The following is a 17126-nucleotide window of genomic DNA, read 5'->3' on the forward strand; positions in this document are numbered from 1 at the left end:
GTGGGTTTGTCGGATCATGGGGGTATGTCGCAGGCGGCGTGATAGTACGCAGGTGAGGGGGGTGGTTCGATTGTCTTCGGCCCGCGGAGTCTCGTGGACGTGACACCACGCTGAACATGCCTGGCCGCTCAAGCTGAGCGGCCGGGCATCACACCCCGCCGAGCACGTCGTCGGCGTCGATGATCTGGTACGCGTACCCCTGCTCGGCCAGGAACCGCTGCCGGTGCGCGGCGAACTCCTGGTCCACCGTGTCCCTGCTGACCACCGTGTAGAACCGGGCGCCCCCGCCGTCGGCCTTGGGACGCAGCACGCGGCCGAGCCGCTGGGCCTCCTCCTGGCGCGAGCCGAACGTGCCCGACACCTGGATCGCGATCGCGGCCTCCGGCAGGTCGATGGAGAAGTTCGCGACCTTCGACACCACCAGCACCTGGATCTCCTTGTCGCGGAAGGCCTGGTAGAGCCGCTCCCGCTCCTTGACCCTGGTCTCGCCCTTGATGACCGGCGCGTTGAGGTGCTCGCCGAGCTCGTCGAGCTGGTCGATGTACTGGCCGATGACCAGCACCTGCTCACCGAGGTGGCGGCGGACCAGCGCCTCGGTCACGTGGGTCTTGGACGGCGTGGTGGCGCAGAAGCGGTAGCGCTCCTCGGACTCGGCCATCGCGTACGCCAGCCGCTCCTCGTCCGTCAGCGTGACACGCACCTCCACGCAGTCGGCGGGCGCGATCCAGCCCTGGTTCTCCATCTCCTTCCAGGGCGCGTCGTACCGCTTGGGGCCGATCAGCGAGAACACGTCGCCCTCGCGCCCGTCCTCGCGCACCAGCGTCGCGGTCAGCCCGACGCGCCTGCGGGCCTGCAGGTCGGCGGTCATCCGGAAGATCGGCGCGGGCAGCAGGTGCACCTCGTCGTAGACGATCAGGCCCCAGTCGCGGGCGTCGAACAGCTCCAGGTGCGAGTAGACGCCCTTCCGCCTGGTGGTCATCACCTGGTAGGTGGCGATGGTGACCGGGCGGATCTCCTTCTTCGAGCCGGAGTATTCGCCGATCTCGTCCTCGGTCAGCGACGTGCGCTTGAGCAGCTCGGTCTTCCACTGGTGGGCCGAGACCGTGTTCGTCACCAGGATGAGCGTGGTGGCCTGGGCGTGCGCCATGGCGGCCGCGCCGACGATGGTCTTGCCCGCGCCACAGGGCAGCACGACCACGCCGGAGCCGCCGTGCCAGAACGAGTCCGCCGCCTCCTGCTGGTACGGCCGCAGCGCCCAGCCGTCCTGCAGCAGCTTGATCGAGTGGTGCTCGCCGTCCACGTAGCCGGCCAGGTCTTCCGCCGGCCAGCCCAGCTTGAGCAGGGCCTGCTTGACGTTGCCGCGGTCGCTCGGGTGCACGATGACCGAGTCGGCGCCGAGCCGCTCGCCCAGCATCGGCTGGATCTTCTTGGAGCGCAGCACCTCCTCCAGCACCGCCCGGTCGGTGGAGGTCAGGACCAGGCCGTTGACCGGGTCCTTCTCCAGCCGCAGCCGGCCGTACCTGGCCATGGTCTCGGCGATGTCCACGAGCAGGGCGTGCGGCACGGGGTAGCGGCTGAAGCCGATCAGCGCGTCGATGACCTGCTCGGCGTCGTGGCCGGCGGCGCGGGCGTTCCACAGTGCCAGGGGGGTGACGCGGTAGGTGTGCACGTGTTCGGGAGCGCGCTCGAGCTCGGCGAACGGCGCGATCGCCTTACGGCAGTCGTCGGCTCGTTCGTGGTCGACCTCGAGCAGCAGTGTCTTGTCCGACTGGACGATCAGCGGTCCATCGCTCACTGGCTTTTCTCCGTGGGGTTCCGTACGGGGCCTCGCGCAACAGGACCATCGTCTCCCGATCCTGGCTCTCCCGCTCCGAGACTCCAACAACCGGCGCGCCCGGATTAGTCCTCAGGCGGTCCGGAAGCCGCGGACGTCAGTCGTCGAGACGGCCGGTGAGGCCCAGGAACAGCAGGACGCCGATGCTGAGCACGAAGCCGAGCCCGAACATGATCCAGCTCCAGATCACCATCGTACGGGCGGAGCGCGGCTCCGCGCGGGCCTTGCCGAGCGCCAGGCCGGCCAGGATCGCGCCGGGCAGGCCCAGGAGGTTGCAGCATGAGACGAGCGCGAGGAGGTTGAGCACGAGGGAGACGATCGCGTTGGCGCTGGGGCCGTCGTTCTGCGGGGGCGGGGGATAGCCGTAACCGTAACCGTGCTGCGGCGGCGGCTGCTCGCCGTAGGAGGCGCCATAAGGCTGGTACGGGTGGCCCGGCGGATCTTCCTGGCTCACGTTCACCTCCAGACACGTCAACACTTACCACGGAAACGAGACGTGCCTGAACACGCTGTGAGATCTGGCCATAGATCGCGGGCCCGGCGACCGTGTGCCGAGGCCCGCGGCCAGGTCGGTCGAGGCGAGGTCGGGGCCCGGTCAGCCGAGGCGGGCCCGCAGGGCCTTGCGGTCGAGTTTGAGCACGCTCGTCACCGGCACCGAGTCCACGAACCTCACCTCGCGCGGGTACTTCACCCGCCCCACCCGCTCGCGAGCCCACTCGATCAGCTCCTCGGCCGTCACCGTCGCGTCCGTCCTGAGCTGGACGAACGCCACCACCTCCTCGCCGATCCGCGGCTCCGGGCGGCCCACGACACCTGAGATCACCACGTCGGGATGCCGGTTGAGCGCGTCCTCGACGTCGCGGGGGAACACGTTGAAGCCGCCGCGGATGATCAGGTCCTTCTTCCTGTCCACGACGTAGAGGTAGCCGTCGTCGTCCACGCAGCCGATGTCGCCGGTGCGCAGCTCCCCGCCGATCAGCGCGGTGCCCTCGGGGTCGGGCTCGGCCTCGCCCCAGTAGCCGAGCATCAGCGAGTCGCCAGAGACGCAGATCTCGCCGACGTCCCCGGTCTCCAGCTCCTCGCCCTCGCCGTCGCGGATGGCGATCGTGTAGCCGGGCAGCGGGAGCCCGACGCTGCCGACCCTGCGCCTGCCCGGCGGGTTGAACGTGGTGACCGCGCTGGTCTCGGTCAGACCGTACCCCTCGAGGATCTGCACGCCCGGCATCCTGCGCTCGAACTCCTCCAGCACGTCCCTGCCGAGCGGCGCCGCGCCACAGGTGAGGAAGGAGAGGTCGGGCAGCGGGTGCGACTCCAGCGGCTCGGCGAGGAGCTGCTGGAGCATGGAGGGTACGACGGTGCCGTACTGGACGTGCTGCTCGGCGGCCAGCGCGAGGAACGCCTTCGGCTCGAACCAGCGCATCAGCACCGCCTGCTGCGGCTCCGTGGCGTGCATCGAGGCGACCGAGATGATCAGCCCGTACGCGTGCGAGAGCGGCACGGGCACCAAAGCACGATTTTTCCCGTCTAGGTGGGACGTGTCCCAGACGTCCTTGGCCACCTGCCAGAGGCCCCCGTGGCTCAGCATGACGCCCTTGGCCCGGCCCGTGGTGCCGCCGGTGTACATCAACGCCGCCAGATCGCCGGGGTCCCTGGTCACGGGGCCGCGTTCGGATGCCCGTTCCAGCTCGGCCGTGTCTACATAAATCGGTATATCGACGGCGGTGGCCCGTACGGTCTCCACCAGCTCCGGCGAGGTGACGATCGCGGACGCGCCGCTGTCGAGCAGGATGTGCCGCAGCTCATCGGCGCCCACCAGGAACACCACCGGAGTCACCACCGCGCCCGCGGCCCACAGCGCCTGATAGATCAGCGGCACCTCGGGCGAGGTCGCCATCATCACGACCACCCGGTCCCCGGGCCCGATCCCGGCCTCGGCGAACCCGCCGCACATCCGGCGCGCCCGCTCGGCGAGCGCGTGACTGCGGTGCCAGACGCCCTCGTAGAACGTCGCGTCGTGGTCGTCGAAGCGGCCCCATGACTCCTCGGCCAGCTTGCCCAGCGTTTGCTCGCTCACATGCCCAACCTGATGCGATCGAGGTCACGCCGTCAACCCTTGACTAGTCCGGGTGGGTGGGGCCCGCTTGGCCGATAAATGACAACATATCTCCCTCTATGGTGGTTCGTGTTTCTTGTTGGACTAGATCGTGTAATGGTGGAAGATCTAGGGGCCGTGGGGCCTGCCGAGGCAAGGGAAGTCATGATCGACATGTCCGCGTCAAGCGGTCCCGAATGTGAGTACCACACAGAAGGCCAGGTCAGGATGGCCTTCGTGACTCTCCGCGAGCCCTTCGTGGTAAAAGAAGAAACTTGTTAGGCGTAGTTGTTTTCTGTAGAAAACTTTCCAGTCAATCCTGAGGTGAATTCGTGACCGAAACGCCTGAATCGGGCGAGATCGACCTCGATGACATAATGCTCGAACAGAGTTTGTTAACGGTATACGACTACCTGCGGCCACTCGCCGCACCGGTCCCCGGGGACCTGAAGAGACGGGACGCCGACGCGCTCCTGCGCTCCTACCTGGAGCCCGGCCGTTTCCCCGAGGCCGTGCACCGGCTCTCCGCCTGCCACCTGCTCGTCCTCGTGGGCGAGGAGGAGACGGGCAAACGACTGGGCGCCATCGCCCTGCTCTCCCGGATGCCCCTGGCCGAGAGCACGATCACCGTGCTGTCGCCCGCTGGCACCGCCGCCGACCTGCTGTCCAGGACCGAGTACGAGCCGGGCCGGGCGTACCTGCTGCACGACTGGATCGCCGAGAGCACCGACAGGGTCGAGCTGGTCAACCTCGCGCGCAAGCTGGCCGAGCTGGGCTCGTACCTGGTCATCACCAGGAACGGCGCCCCCTCCCAGGCGGTCGAGGTGGAGCATCCGTGGAGCGCGCCGGACCCGGGGGAGCTGTTCGACCTGTGCCTGCGCGCGTACGGCCTGCGCGCGGGACGCAGCCCCGAGGAGCTCACCCGGGCCAGGGACCTGGCCCTGAGCCTGCCGACCCCGGCCGAGGTCGTGCGCCTGGCCGGGCGGCTGGCGGAGACCGACGAGCCTGCGGGGGAGGAGGTGGCGGCCTGGTTCGACACCAAGCCGTCGTTGCGCGAGGTGCGCGAGGTGGCCGCGCTCGCGTTCCTGCACCGGGTGGGCGGGCCGGTGTTCGAGCGGCAGTTCGCCAGGCTTGAGCGGATCTGCCAGGCGCATGAGAGGCGCGGGCCGCAGCCGGTCGGGCCGCCCCATCCCCTCGTCACCTATGACGAGGGCCGCGTGGTGTTCCGGGCGCCGCACCACCGCGGGCAGGTGCTCGCGGAGCTGGCCGGGCGGTACGGGTTCTGGCTGTGGCAGCCGCTGCGCGAATGGGTGCGGTTGCTGGCCGCGGAGGGGGCCGACGTCCGGACCCGGGCCGCGGAGGGGGTGGCGTTGCTGGCGGCGTACTCGCTGAAGGACGCCCAGGCGGAGTTCCTGGACGGGTGGGCGCGGGGCGGGGACGCGGAGCGGCTGGCGGCGGGGGACGCGCTGTCGTACATGTGCGCCGACGACACGCTCGCCCCTGAGGCGCTCAGGATCGCGCTGGCCTGGGCGGCCGACCCTCTGGACCCGCGGGCCGCGGCGGCGGCCGTGGCGCTGGGCGGCGGGCTGTCCGTCCGGTATCCGGCCGACGCGGTGCGGCAGCTGTGGCGGCTGGGGTCCGGCGACGGGCCCTCGGCCGGGGTGGCGGAGCGGGTCCTGGCGCTGCTGGTCGAGCACGCGCGCCGGCACCACGACGCCTGGGGGCGGACGGTGACCGCGCTGGCCGCGGCCCTCGCCGCGGACGCCTGACCCGGGCCCGACGACGCCCGCCGGGGCCGCGGGACCCCGGCGGGCCCCCCGCCCCCCGCGCCGCGACCTCGGTTCGCAGGAGGCGGCGGGGTCGGGGGTCAGAGGCCGGCGACGCCGGTGATGCGGTGGAGGGCGAAGCGGTGGACGGCGGCCCGGGTCTCGTCGTAGGCGGTCAGGTAGCCGCCCTCCATCCGGGCCGGCTCCAGGATGCGCGAGGTCGCGTTGCCCTGCGAGTCGAGGTATCCGATCCACACGCGCACCCCCTGCTTGATCGCCTCCTGCAGGGCCGAGATGGTGGCCGTCGCGGGCCCGCGCGGTATCTGCCCGCCCGGGGCGTCGACGGGCTCGCGCCGTGCCAGGTGCGCCGCGTCTCCGGCCCGCAGCGCGCGTACGGCCGCCACCGCCACCCCGGGGTCCAGCCCGTTGGGCGACGCGACGGTGCGGGCCGGGGCCGGCCCCTCGGTACGGCGGCTGTCGAGCTGCGAGATGATCACGTCGCCGTCGAGCGACTCGGCGACCGGCGCGTACCCCATGGCACGCAGCGAGTCGACCAGCGCCGCCCTGGACGAGCGGGAGGCGATCACGGTGGGGGCCAGCCTGCGCAGCCGCAGCGCGGCGGAGCGCCGGTCGGCGGTGATCTGGTCGAGCAGCGCCGGGTCGTCGCAGCGGATGTACGCGCTGGCGGTGCCCACCCGGATGCGGCCGTGGCGCCTGGCCACGTCGGTCACCAGGTACGACAGCGCCTGCGGCACCGGCGTGGCCGAGTGGCGGGCCAGCATCGACACCAGCTCCTCGCCCCCGTGCCCCGCGTCGAGCGCCCGCCGGATCGAGCTCTCGCTGAACCGGTAGACCGTGGCCCCGCCCTTCGACTCCACGTCGGCGGTGAGCGTCATCCAGCGGTTGACCTCGCTCGTCAGCGGCCCCGGCGCGACGGCGGTCAGGTCGGCCTGGAGCAGCACGTGGTCGACGGGCTCGGGCAGCAACGGCGCGAGTACCCCGGCGGGGTCGCCGCCGTCGAGCAGCGCCCGCCCGTGCGCCGACAGCGCGCCCAGCCCCGTCACGCCGACCTGCTCGGCCTCCCGCAGCGCGAACTCGGTGAGCTGCTCGCGCAGCGGCCCCCGGCGGCGCGGCTGCTCCCACGCCAGGCGTTCGAGCACGGAGTCACGCGACGGCGCGAGGCCGGGCGCGGCGGCGAGCACGCCCAGCGTGGCCGCCCTGACCCCGGGAGCGGAGGAACGGCGCAGGTCGGTGTGCAGGGCGTTCAGCGGCCTGTCGCGCTCGTCACCGCGTTTGACGGCCGCTTCGCCGGCTTTATCCTGGCGAGCTCCTGCGCTGCCGTGTTTGATGGTCGCGCCCGCTTCGCCACTCGCCGGCGTCGCTGCGCCCGCTCTCTCCTGGCGAGCTCCTGCGCTGCTGCGTTTGATGGTCGCGCCCGCTTCGCCACTCGTTGGCGTCGCTGCGCTCGCTCTCTCCTGGCGAGCTCCTGCGCTCCGGTCACCGACCAGGCCGGGGACGCGGTCCATGTGCAGCCACGTGGCCGCGAGGGTGACCCACCGGTCGGCGGTCGCCCTGACCCGCCAGAGGTCGTAGCCGGAGGTCGGCAGCCACTCGCCGTCCACGCCGCCGCCCGCCGCGATCAGCCCGGCCGCGTGCGCCACCTCGACGACCAGCGCCGCCACCCACTCGGGCAGGTCCAGCTCGCTCGCCGTGCGCTTCAGGTCGCGCACGCCCAGGCCGCCGGTACGCAGCACGCCGGGCGGCTCGACGCTCCACCGCTCGCACAGCTCCTCGACCGCCCTGACGAACGAGAACGCCTGCCCGGCCGCCGTGCGATCGGCCAGCTTCCGGTCGCGCGCCGTCCCTTCCAGCGGCGGCGGGAGGGCCAGCAGGCCGCGGTGCACCCGGCCGCCGCGCAGGTAGAGGCCGACCTCGCGGGGCAGGGTCACGCTCTCCTCGCCGGTGGCCGCCAGCAGCCCTCTGGCCAGCAGCTCCTCGATGGGCGAACGGGCGGACGCCACGCTCACCTCGCGCCTGGCGTTGGGCACGCGGCCGGTCGGCGGGCCCCAGGCGAGCTGATCGAGCGCGCCTCTGGCCTCGGGCGAGACGGACTCGACGAGAGCGGCGGGCGCCGCCAGCGCGGCCGCCAGCCGTTCCTTGCCCGAGCCCTTGGTGCCGGGCGCGACGTCGTCGGCCATCTCGTCGAGCTGCTCGGGCGCGTGATGCCGGAACGCGTCGGTCGCCCGCGGCCCGAGCCCTGCCGGGTCTTCGAGCACCTTGCGCACGCCCGGCCCCAGGTCGAGCGCGTCGTCGGGCCCGTAGACCAGCGCCAGCTCGAACAGCCTGTCCAGCGCGGCCGACAGTGCGGGCTCGGCGGCGTCGCCCGGCCCGCCCTTGGCCCCGCTCTCCGCGCCGTCGCCCGTCAGGGCAGCGCCCACGAGCTCGCGCAGCCGCTTCCTGGGCGTCGGCCCGTCCTGTACGGCGAGCGTCTCGACGACGGCCAGCGTGAACCGGTCGAGCCGGTCGAGCACCCTGGCTATCGCCGACGGGCTGCCCGCCCGCGAGGCCAGACCTTCCAGATGCGCGGGCACCGGAGTGATCAGCTCCGGCCGCGCGGAGACGAGCGCCCGCAGCTGTTCGTCGGTGCGCCCCCTGATCCACTCCGTGAACTCCATCGTTGCCATGGTATGTCCCCCCTGATTGGGGCAGCATTGCTTGACGTGATAGAGCGCGCGGACCAGCTCGTCCTGAACTATGTCTCGAAGGCGGCCGACGCCGCCCACGGCGTGCTCAGGGCCGACCAGCGGCTCGACTTCGCCAAGCGGCTGCGCGCCAGGATCGAGGTGGAGCGGCGCGGCAGCCAGAACGCGCGCGAGGTGTCGAAGGTGCTGGCCAGGTTCGGCGACCCGGCGGCGCTGGTCGAGCGCGAGGCGCGCAGACTCGCCGAGGAGGGCGTCTCCACCATGCGTGCCGCCGAGGCAGGCCCGCCGGCCCAGCCGGAGGAGCAGGGCTCCACGCGGCGCTTCCCCACGATCGTGGACGACGGCGACGTGCCCGCGGGCGTCCAGGCGTACCGGAAGATCGCCCGGGAGAGCCTCGGCAAGGGGCGGGGCCTGCCGTTCGCCGGGCTGCGCAGGGTGGCCATGTCCAGCGCGAACCCCATGGCGACCGGCGGCAGGGACGCCAGGACCCTCGTCAAGGAGCATCCGCGCGACGCCGCCGCGATGGTCATCCTCGTGGTGGCCGCGCTGCTGCTGCCGTTCGACCTGCCGCCGCTGGCGATCTTCGAGATCCCTGTGGTGGTGTGGGCGATCGGGGCGGCGCTCGTGCTGTTCAGCGAGAGCTGGAACCTGCGCGACAGGTTGCTCGGGATCGGGGCGCCGCTGCTCGGCTACTCGGTGGGCGGCGTGCTCGTAGGCGGCCTGCGGGTGGGGAGCGAGCCGGGGTTACAGGCGTTCTTCGCGCAGTTCTACAGCGTCAGCGGCACCATGTTCATGATCGGGACCGGGTTGGGCGTGGTCTGGCTGGCCTACCGGCTGCTCGACGTCAGCTGACCGGCGCGGGGCTGGGCAGCAGGCCCACCGCCAGGCGCACCCACGCGGCGACGAACTGGTCCTTGTCCGCGTGGCCCGGCAACTCGCCGACCGTCTCCTGGAAGAGCCGGTAGTGCACCACGGAGCCGCCCAGCACCGCGGAGATGCCGGTCCAGTCGACCTCGACGTCCTTGTACTCGGGTTGCGCCCTGAACCAGGTGACGATCGCGTCGAACATGGGCTGCAGCAGCCCTTCGCGCACCACGGCGACCAGCTCGGGGAACTGGCTCAGGTCGCGGAAGAACACCCGGGTCAGCTCGGACTCCTCGCGGACCTTGGCCAGCCCGGCGCGGCACAGGAGGGACAGGCGATCCTCCAGGTCGGCCGACGCCTCCATGCTGCTCAGCTCGGCCAGGCTGTCCGCCACCTGGCTCCTGGTGCGGGTGGCGTGCTCGTTGATCGCCGCGGCGAGCACCTCGTACTTGGACTTGAAGTGCCGGTAGAGCCCGCCAGCGCCGGGCGAGAGCCCGGAGGCGGCCTCGATCTCCGCAACGGAGGTGGCGGAGTAGCCCCGCTCCGCGAACAGCCGCAGGGCCTCATCGATGATCCGCGCACGGGTCGATCTGGTCATATCTATCCTGTTACCTCCGCCTTGAGAGTAGTCGCAGTGAGTGGCGGGGGCCGCACCTAAGGAGCGGCGCGCCGGATCAGGCCTGCCAGCGCCGAGCCGATGATCAGCCAGACGACCGCGGCCAGGCCGTAGTTGACCAGCGCGGTCCAGCGCGGGTCGGCGAGCTGGAACAGGTTGGCCAGGCCCAGCGACAGCCAGGCGGCGAGCGACTCGACGAACTGGTACCAGACGTTCGCGGGGTTGGCCTTGAACACCGTGAAGACCGCGTACAGGATCACGACCAGCGCGGCCACCCGCGTGGCGACCTTCACCAGATAGGCCAGGGCCGACACGGTCCGGCTCCAGATCGTCACGGGCGGACCGCCGGGCCGGGCGGGTCTGTGGGGGCGGGGTGGGGCGGAGGAGGCGACGAGCCGGTCTCCGGTGTGCGGCGGTTGGGGGGTGTTGGTCACGGCCGCTCCTCTCCGATAAGTAATTCCTTTCTTCCCATTCCTTCGGTCCCACGACAAGGGGCCGTTACGCGGAGTGGAGAGGCGTTTGGCATCCTGCACTCGTGACAACTTCCGTGGGATTCGACCTTGACATGACATTGGCGGACACGCGAGAGGGCATCGCGGCCGTTTACGACGAGCTGTCGGTGCGTTTGGGTGTGCCCATTGACTCGGCGGCTGTGGTGAGCCGGTTGGGGCCGCCGCTGGAGATGGAGCTGGCCAACTGGCTGCCTGTAGAGGAGGTCGCCTCAGCCGCCGACCTTTATAGGGAGATATATCCGGAAATAGGGGTGCCGGTGCACACGGCCATGGCCGGCGCGTACGACGCGATCGAGGCCGTACGGGAGCGCGGCGGCCGGGTGATCGTGGTGACCGGCAAGAACCTGCGGGACGCCATCGGCACGGTCAAGGTTCTCGGCCTCGCCGTGGATGAAGTGGTCGGTTCCGTTTTCGGTGCCGCCAAGGGATCGGCACTCGCGCGGTTCGGCGCGGCGGCTTATGTTGGTGACCATGTCGCGGACATCGAGGCGGCCCGCGCGGGCGGCGCCGTGAGCGTGGCGGTCGCGACCGGTCCTTACACGGCGGGAGAGCTGCGTGAACACGGAGCGGATGTGGCGCTGGCCGACCTGACCGAATTCGCGGCCTGGTTCGCGGGTTGGCGCAGGCATGATGCAATCCGGTAATTGCCCGGGATTTACCCGGTCGCCCTGGCGCGCTCCGGGGCATAACCTACATCCATCCATCTTTTCGACTGTTTGAACGAGGTCCTCCTGTGCCGAGTGGCAAGGTCAAGTGGTACGACGCCGACAAGGGTTTCGGCTTCCTCACCCGTGACGACGGCGGTGAGGTCTTCGTGCATTCCTCCGCGCTCCCCACAGGTGCGGGCCCACTGAAGCCCGGCCAGAAGGTCGAGTTCGGTGTGGCCGAGGGGCGCCGCGGCCAGCAGGCGCTCTCGGTGCGGATCCTTGAGCAGCCGCCGACGCTGGCCAAGACCAAGCCCAAGGCCAAGCGGAAGAAGCCGGACGAGATGGTGGTCATCGTCGAGGACCTGATCAAGTTGCTTGACGATGTCTCGACCTCATACCAGCGGGGCAAGCATCCGGAGGCGGCCCACGCCAAGAAGATCGCGCAGGTGCTCAGGGCCGTCGCCGACGACCTCGACGCCTGACGCGGCGGCCCCGGATTCGAGGAGGCCCCGGGTCAACTGTTCGGGTTGGTGAGCGGCTTGGTCGGGTCGAGCGTGTCGGTCAGCTGGAGCTCGTGACCGCCCGCCTCGGCCCGCTGCCTGCGCAGCTTGTCGTCGGTCGCGCGCACGCGCCGCCGGCGGGCGACCAGCAGCCAGCCGAGCGTGGCCGTGAGCGCGGCGGCCGGCGTGACCAGCCCGGCCACGCTGCTCTGCGACAGCGACAGCACCAGCCCGACCAGGCCGCCGAACACCCAGGCGAGCTGGAGCATGGCCTCGACCACGCCGAACGTGGACGAGCGCACCTCCTCGCCGATCTCGCGCTGCACGATGGCGTCGAGCGCGAGCTTGCCCAGCTCCTGCGCGAAGGCCGTGACCAGCGAGATGGCCAGGGCGGTCCACAGGCCGAAGAAGATCGCGGTCGAGATGCCGGTCACGACGGTCACGGCCAGCGTGACCAGCACGATCAGCTGCGGCGAGTGATTACGCGTCCAGTTGGCCACGGCGGCCCCGACCAGGCCCCCCAGGCCGGCCGCGGCCGCCAGCAGCGCGATCGTCTTGGGAATGTCGAAGAACGGGTCCCGCAGCGGCCCCGCCGCCAGCCAGGGCACCGCCTTGTCCTGCACCAGGAACAGCAGGAAGAACAGCAGGAACCCGGAGAAGACGCGCAGCGCCACGTTGGCCCAGACGGCCTCGGCCACCGCCGGGCCCACTTTGAGCAGGGTGCGCCAGCGCGGCGCGGCCCCCTCCTCCTCCAGATCGGGCGAGTCGATGTGCCGCGGCAGCCGTACCGCGGCGACTCCCAGCAGCAGGAAGGCCACCATCGCCACGCGCAGCACCAGCGCGCTGCCCAGCCAGGCGGTCAGACCGGCGCCGAGCGGCACCGCGACGCCCGCCGAGACCAGCGTGAACAGCGCCACCCGCGCGTTCGCCGACACCAGCGTGATGTCCGCGGGCAGCACGCTCGGCATGATCGCGGCCCGCGACACGTTGTACGCCTTCGACAGCACCAGCACGCCCAGCGCCCCGATGAACAGCGTCGGCAGGTCGCCGGGGCCCACCGCGGCCGCCATCGCGAAGCAGAGCAGCCCCCGCCCGAACAGCGTGCCCGCCATCACGTAACGCCGCCCCGACCTGAACCGGTCGAGGATCGGCCCCACGAACGGCGCCAGCAGCCCGAACGGCAGCATCGTGATCACCAGGTAGAGGGCCACCGAGCCGCGGGCCTCGCCCACGGGCACGCCGAAGAACACCGTGCTCGCCAGCGCCACCGTGACCAGCGCGTCGCTCGCGCTGTTGCCCGCCGACAGCTCGATCAGCCGGCCGAGCCCGGTGCGGCCGGCGCCGTTGGCGTAGGTGAGGCGCCGGGTGGCCTTGCCGACTTTTCGCGCACCTTTTGCCGTGGCCTTGCCAGCCCGCGCCGTGCCGCTGGCCGTGGCCTTGCTCGCGCGCACGGTGGCGCTGGCGGTGGCCCTGCTCGCGCGCACGGTGGAACGTCCCGCGTCGGCGGCCCCGCGTGCCACCCGCCGCGAGATGTCGCGTGCCCGGCCCCAGCCTCCCTCCACGCATACCAGTCTTACCTGATTCATCCGCGATCTCGGAGTGGGATCCCCCGTTGTGGGACTCTCCGGTCCGCCCATGGGTGAGAATGAAGTGTGAGCGAACAGCACCTTTCGGCGGAGGGCGCCCCATGAGCCGCACCCGGGCCCGCGTCTCCGCTCCCGACCAGGCCTGTGTCGCCGCGGTCGATCTGGCGCGCAGCGCGGCCGAGGAGCTCGCGCGTCCGGGCGAGCCCGGCGAGCACCTCGGTTTCGAGAGCGAGGGCGACCGGATCGTCACCCACTACTTCGCGTGCCTCGACCGGGCCTACCGCGGCTGGCGCTGGGCCGTCACCGTCACGCGCGCCTCGCGGGCGAAGATCGTCACGGTCAGCGAGGCCGTCCTGCTGCCCGGCACGGGGGCGCTGCTGGCGCCCGAGTGGCTGCCGTGGAGCGAGCGCCTGCGCCCCGGCGACCTCGGTGTGGGCGACCTGTTGCCGACCCCTGAGGACGACGACAGGCTCGCGCCGGGCTTCACCGAGACCGACGACGACGGCGACCAACAGGCGGTTTTCGAGTACGGCCTGGGCCGGGCCCGTGTGCTCTCGGCCATTGGCAAGGACCGGGCGGCCAGACGCTGGCACTCGGGCGAGCACGGGCCGCACACTCCGATCGCACACGCCGCTCCCGCGCAATGTTCCACCTGCGGCTTCTACTGGCCGCTGGCGGGTGGCTTGCGGCAGACGTTCGGGGTCTGCGCCAATGAGTACGCGCCCGACGACGGCAAGGTCGTCGCCGCCGACCACGGCTGCGGCGCCCACTCCGAGGCCGCCGTCCTGCCGCCCACCGTCGAGCAGGCCATGCCGATCCTCGACGACCTGGGCTATGACCTGATGGAGGAAGAGGCGGGCTCGGTCGACGAGTCGGCCTCCGAAGAACTCGGCCATTCCTGACAGAGCCGGCCGCTAACCTACGCGTGGCCGTTACCCCTCTACCAGGATCGTGATCGATGACCGACACCTATGGCACTGACCGGATGCGAGCCGCCGTCCTCTCCGCGTGGACGGCCTCGCCCGCGAGGTTCCGCGAAGACGCCAACGCCGAAGAGGACTTCGCGCTCGGCGGCTACCGGGACCGACTGATCGTCGAGCTCGCCCAGAACGCCGCCGACGCGGCCTTGCGAGCTGGTGTGCCGGGGGTGCTGCGGCTGACGCTCACGGGCGACGTGCTGACGGCCGCCAACACCGGCGCCCCCCTCGACGCCACCGGCGTGGAGGGCCTGTCGACGTTGCGCGTCTCCGGCAAGCGCGACGAGGTGGGCGCGGCGGGGCGGTTCGGCGTCGGGTTCGCCGCGGTGGTGTCGGTCTGCGACGAGCCCGCCGTCTGCTCGCGCGGCAGCGGCGCGGTCCGCTGGTCGCGCACGGAGACCGCGGCCGCCGTGGCGGAGATCCCCGCGCTCGCGAGCGAGCTGGCCGACCGTTCGGGGCACGTCCCGCTGCTGCGGCTGCCGTTCGACGCGCCGCCGCTCGACGTGCCCGAGGGTTTCGACACGGTCGTACGCCTGCCGCTGCGCGACGCGGCCGGCGTCGACGTGGTCCGCCGCATGCTCGCCGAGACCAGCCCGGCGCTGCTGCTGGGCATGCCCGCGCTGGAGGCCATCGAGATCGACCTCGACGGGTCGGTCCGCACGGTGGTCGCCGACGGCTGGCATGTCGTCTCGGAGTCGGGGGAGTTCACGGCCGAGGAGGTGAGCCGGCTCTTCGCCGACCGGCCCACCGAGGAGCGCGCCCGCCCCTACTGGTCGCTGCGCTGGGCGGTACCTCTCACCGGCACCGGCGAGCCTGGCCCGCTGCCCGCCGCGGTGCCGCCGGTCGTGCACGCGCCGACGCCCAGCGACGAGCCGCTCGACCTGCCCGCGCTGCTGATCGCGTCGTTCCCGATGGCCACCGACCGGCGCCACTTCGCCAAGGGGCCGCTGACCGACTTCCTGGTCGAGCGGGTGGCCGACGCCTATGTCCGGCTGCTCCGGGAGCTGCCGCGCACGCCCAAACTGCTCGACCTGGTGCCGTCCCTGATGGGCAAGGGCGAGCTGGACGCCAGGATCCGCCGGGCCGTGCTGACCAGGCTGCCCGTGACGCCGCTGCTCCCGGCGCTGTCCGCGCCCGCGCCCGCCGTGCAGACCCCGTCCTTCGCCGACGCGGAGGTCTACGAGCCCGACGCGGAGTGGCAGGTCGAGCACCCCGCGCGCGAGCCCGAGGACGACGGGTGGGTGGTCGCGGGCCGGGAGGCGGCCGTGGTGGCCGCCGGCTCCGGCGAGCTGCTCGCGGCGGTCGCCGACTTCGTGCCGGGGCTGGTGCCCGCCGGGTGGCCCGCCAGGCACCCGGCCATGGCCGCGCTGGGCGTGCGCAAGGTCGAGCTGGCCGACGTGATCGATCTGCTGTCCGGCGAGGCCGTGGAGGCCCGCGAGCCGTCGTGGTGGCGCTCGCTCTACGAGGTGCTGCCCGCCGACGATCCCGAGTCGCTGGGCGCCCTGCCGGTGCCGCTGACCGACGGCCGGCTGGTGCGCGGGCCGCGCGGCACGCTGATCCTCACCGACGGCGGGGCCGAGCTGGACCTCAGCCCGCTGGGGCTGCGCATCGTGCACCCCGAGGCGGCCCACCCCGCGCTGCTCAGGCTGGGCGCGGCCGAGGCCACGCCCCGCACGATCCTCGAAGACCCGCTGACCAAGGCCGCCGTCTCGCAGTCGCTCGACAGCCCCGACCCGGAGCCGGTCGCGCGGGCCGTGCTGTCGCTGGTGGGCGCCTCGGGGCTGGTGCCCGGCGAGGCGCCGTGGCTGGCCGAGCTGGCTCTGCGCGGCACCGACGGCGAGCTCTACCCGGCCGGCGAGCTCATGCTGGCCGACGGGGCGCTGGCGGGGCTCCTGGAGCCCGGCACGCACCTCGGGGTGGCCGCCTCCGAGCTGGAGGAGGAATACGGCGCGCGGGTGCTCGCGGCGGCGGGGGTGCTCGACGGGTTCGCGACGGTCCACGAGGCGGACGTGCTGCTCGACCAGGACGACTGCGACCACGACCTCGACGGCGAGGACGACTGGCTCGACCACGTGCTCGACCTGCTGCCCGAGCTGGGCGTGCCGCCCATGGTGCCGGAGTTCCTGGCGGTGCGCGACCTTGAGCTGGTGGCCGACTGGCCGGCCGCCCTTGAGCTGCTGAGCCGCCCGCCCTTGCGGGCCGCCCTCCACCCGCTGCGCGTGGCCGGCGTGGAGGTGCCGTCCTACACGGCGTGGTGGCTGGCCAACCACCCGGTGCTCGACGGCCGCAAGCCGCTGGAGCTGCGGCTCCCGGGGGCCGACCCGCTGCTTCAGGGCCTGTACGCCGACGCGCCCGCGGGGGTCGACGAGGCGGCGCTGTCGATGCTCGGGGTGCGCACGACGCTGCCCGAGCTGCTGGCCTCCCACGGCGGCCCGGAGGAGCTCCTGGACCTGATGGCCGACCCGGGCATCGAGGTGGACCGCGCGCAGCTCCGCGCCCTGTGGATCGCGCTGGCGGGCGTGGACCCGTCCCGGGTGGCGCCGCCGTCCCGGATCCGCGCCGTCCGGGCGGGCTCCATCATGGTGGCCGCCGCGGACGAGGCCGTGGTGGTGGAGGCGCCCGACCTGCTGCAGCTCGTGGCGGACCGGCCGCTGGTGCTGGCACCTTACGACCTGGCCGAGTCGTTGTCCGAGCTGCTCGACCTGCCGCTGGCCGGGGAGCTGACCTCCGGGGAGGTCACCTCGCAGGGCCAGGAGCGCCCGGTGCCCCCGGAGGTGCAGGCGCTGCTGCCCACGGCGCCCGCCGTCTACGTGGAGCACGAGAAGCTGCTGGTGGACGGGGTGGAGTGCACGTGGCGCTTCTTCGACGGCCTGGTCCACTGCACGGGTCTCGACGGGCTCGCCCGCGGCCTGGCCTGGGCGACGGGCCAGTGGAACGACCGGCTGGCGGTGGCCGCGCTGCTGCGTGACCCGGAGTCGGTGCCCCTCCTGCTCGCCGAGGCCGACCTGTCCTGACGGCCGCTCGGGGGGA

13 protein-coding genes are annotated in these 17126 nt (G+C 72.3%); 6 read left to right on the forward strand and 7 right to left on the reverse strand.

All coding sequences use genetic code 11. The features are described 5' to 3' along the window. Positions 1-148 precede the first annotated feature (148 nt). The 3 genes from ACIBQ1_RS52925 to ACIBQ1_RS52935 form a co-directional block, all read right to left on the reverse strand. Positions 149-1795 (reverse strand): DNA repair helicase XPB, encoded by a 1647-nt coding sequence (locus ACIBQ1_RS52925; RefSeq protein WP_397290080.1) that lies wholly within the window; start codon positions 1793-1795, stop codon positions 149-151. 136 nt (positions 1796-1931) lie between these two features. Then, positions 1932-2288 carry a hypothetical protein gene (locus ACIBQ1_RS52930; RefSeq protein WP_397290082.1) on the reverse strand — a complete coding sequence of 119 codons (357 nt, stop codon included), beginning with the start codon at positions 2286-2288 and terminating at the stop codon, positions 1932-1934. A 141-nt stretch (positions 2289-2429) separates the two neighbouring features. Continuing rightward, positions 2430-3908, reverse strand: a complete 1479-nt coding sequence (locus tag ACIBQ1_RS52935) for a class I adenylate-forming enzyme family protein (protein ID WP_397290084.1) — start codon at positions 3906-3908, stop codon at positions 2430-2432. 350 nt (positions 3909-4258) lie between these two features. Between ACIBQ1_RS52935 and ACIBQ1_RS52940 the strand changes: the two genes are divergently transcribed. Further along, complete coding sequence (locus ACIBQ1_RS52940; protein WP_397290086.1) at positions 4259-5695, forward strand: hypothetical protein; 1437 nt, start codon at positions 4259-4261, stop codon at positions 5693-5695. A 98-nt stretch (positions 5696-5793) separates the two neighbouring features. On the opposite strand, the gene ACIBQ1_RS52945 is transcribed toward ACIBQ1_RS52940, so the two are convergent. Further along, complete coding sequence (locus tag ACIBQ1_RS52945) at positions 5794-8367, reverse strand: helicase-associated domain-containing protein (protein WP_397290088.1); 2574 nt, start codon at positions 8365-8367, stop codon at positions 5794-5796. A gap of 45 nt (positions 8368-8412) precedes the next feature. Here ACIBQ1_RS52945 and ACIBQ1_RS52950 point away from each other — a divergent pair, with 45 nt between their 5' ends. Beyond that, a complete protein-coding gene (locus ACIBQ1_RS52950) occupies positions 8413-9246 on the forward strand; it encodes a hypothetical protein (protein ID WP_397290090.1) in 834 nt (277 codons plus the stop codon). On the opposite strand, the gene ACIBQ1_RS52955 is transcribed toward ACIBQ1_RS52950, so the two are convergent. Together ACIBQ1_RS52955 and ACIBQ1_RS52960 are read right to left on the reverse strand one after the other, a co-directional pair. Then, positions 9239-9856: a TetR/AcrR family transcriptional regulator gene (locus ACIBQ1_RS52955; RefSeq protein ID WP_397290092.1), complete on the reverse strand. Its 618-nt coding sequence runs from the start codon at positions 9854-9856 to the stop codon at positions 9239-9241. The two genes, ACIBQ1_RS52950 and ACIBQ1_RS52955, sit on opposite strands and share 8 nt — an antisense overlap. 56 nt (positions 9857-9912) lie before the next feature. After that, positions 9913-10308: a hypothetical protein gene (locus ACIBQ1_RS52960; protein WP_397290094.1), complete on the reverse strand. Its 396-nt coding sequence runs from the start codon at positions 10306-10308 to the stop codon at positions 9913-9915. A gap of 101 nt (positions 10309-10409) precedes the next feature. On the opposite strand from ACIBQ1_RS52960, the gene ACIBQ1_RS52965 reads away from it, so the two are divergent. Beyond that, positions 10410-11030 carry an HAD family hydrolase gene (locus ACIBQ1_RS52965; RefSeq protein ID WP_397290096.1) on the forward strand — a complete coding sequence of 207 codons (621 nt, stop codon included), beginning with the start codon at positions 10410-10412 and terminating at the stop codon, positions 11028-11030. Positions 11031-11119: 89 nt separating this feature from the next. Beyond that, positions 11120-11515 (forward strand): cold-shock protein, encoded by a 396-nt coding sequence (locus ACIBQ1_RS52970; protein WP_397290098.1) that lies wholly within the window; start codon positions 11120-11122, stop codon positions 11513-11515. Between the two features lie 32 nt (positions 11516-11547). On the opposite strand, the gene ACIBQ1_RS52975 is transcribed toward ACIBQ1_RS52970, so the two are convergent. Then, positions 11548-13095 (reverse strand): MFS transporter, encoded by a 1548-nt coding sequence (locus ACIBQ1_RS52975; protein WP_397290099.1) that lies wholly within the window; start codon positions 13093-13095, stop codon positions 11548-11550. A 125-nt stretch (positions 13096-13220) separates the two neighbouring features. On the opposite strand from ACIBQ1_RS52975, the gene ACIBQ1_RS52980 reads away from it, so the two are divergent. Both ACIBQ1_RS52980 and ACIBQ1_RS52985 read left to right on the forward strand, forming a co-directional pair. Further along, on the forward strand, positions 13221-14021 hold the full coding sequence (locus ACIBQ1_RS52980) for a DUF3027 domain-containing protein (RefSeq protein ID WP_397290101.1): 801 nt from the start codon (positions 13221-13223) through the stop codon (positions 14019-14021). A 56-nt stretch (positions 14022-14077) separates the two neighbouring features. After that, on the forward strand, positions 14078-17110 hold the full coding sequence (locus tag ACIBQ1_RS52985; RefSeq protein ID WP_397290103.1) for a sacsin N-terminal ATP-binding-like domain-containing protein: 3033 nt from the start codon (positions 14078-14080) through the stop codon (positions 17108-17110). The last annotated feature ends 16 nt before the right edge of the window (positions 17111-17126 follow it).

Source organism: Nonomuraea sp. NPDC050153 (assembly GCF_044460125.1).
Taxonomy (GTDB): domain Bacteria; phylum Actinomycetota; class Actinomycetes; order Streptosporangiales; family Streptosporangiaceae; genus Nonomuraea.

Bases quoted from the DNA above. Each gene is read 5' to 3' on its own strand.
- ACIBQ1_RS52980 (WP_397290101.1), top strand. From the start codon at position 13,221: ATGAGCCGCACCCGGGCCCGCGTCTCCGCTCCCGACCAGGCCTGTGTC.
- ACIBQ1_RS52955 (WP_397290092.1), bottom strand. From the start codon at position 9,856: ATGACCAGATCGACCCGTGCGCGGATCATCGATGAGGCCCTGCGGCTG.
- ACIBQ1_RS52985 (WP_397290103.1), top strand. From the start codon at position 14,078: ATGACCGACACCTATGGCACTGACCGGATGCGAGCCGCCGTCCTCTCC.
- ACIBQ1_RS52945 (WP_397290088.1), bottom strand. From the start codon at position 8,367: ATGGAGTTCACGGAGTGGATCAGGGGGCGCACCGACGAACAGCTGCGG.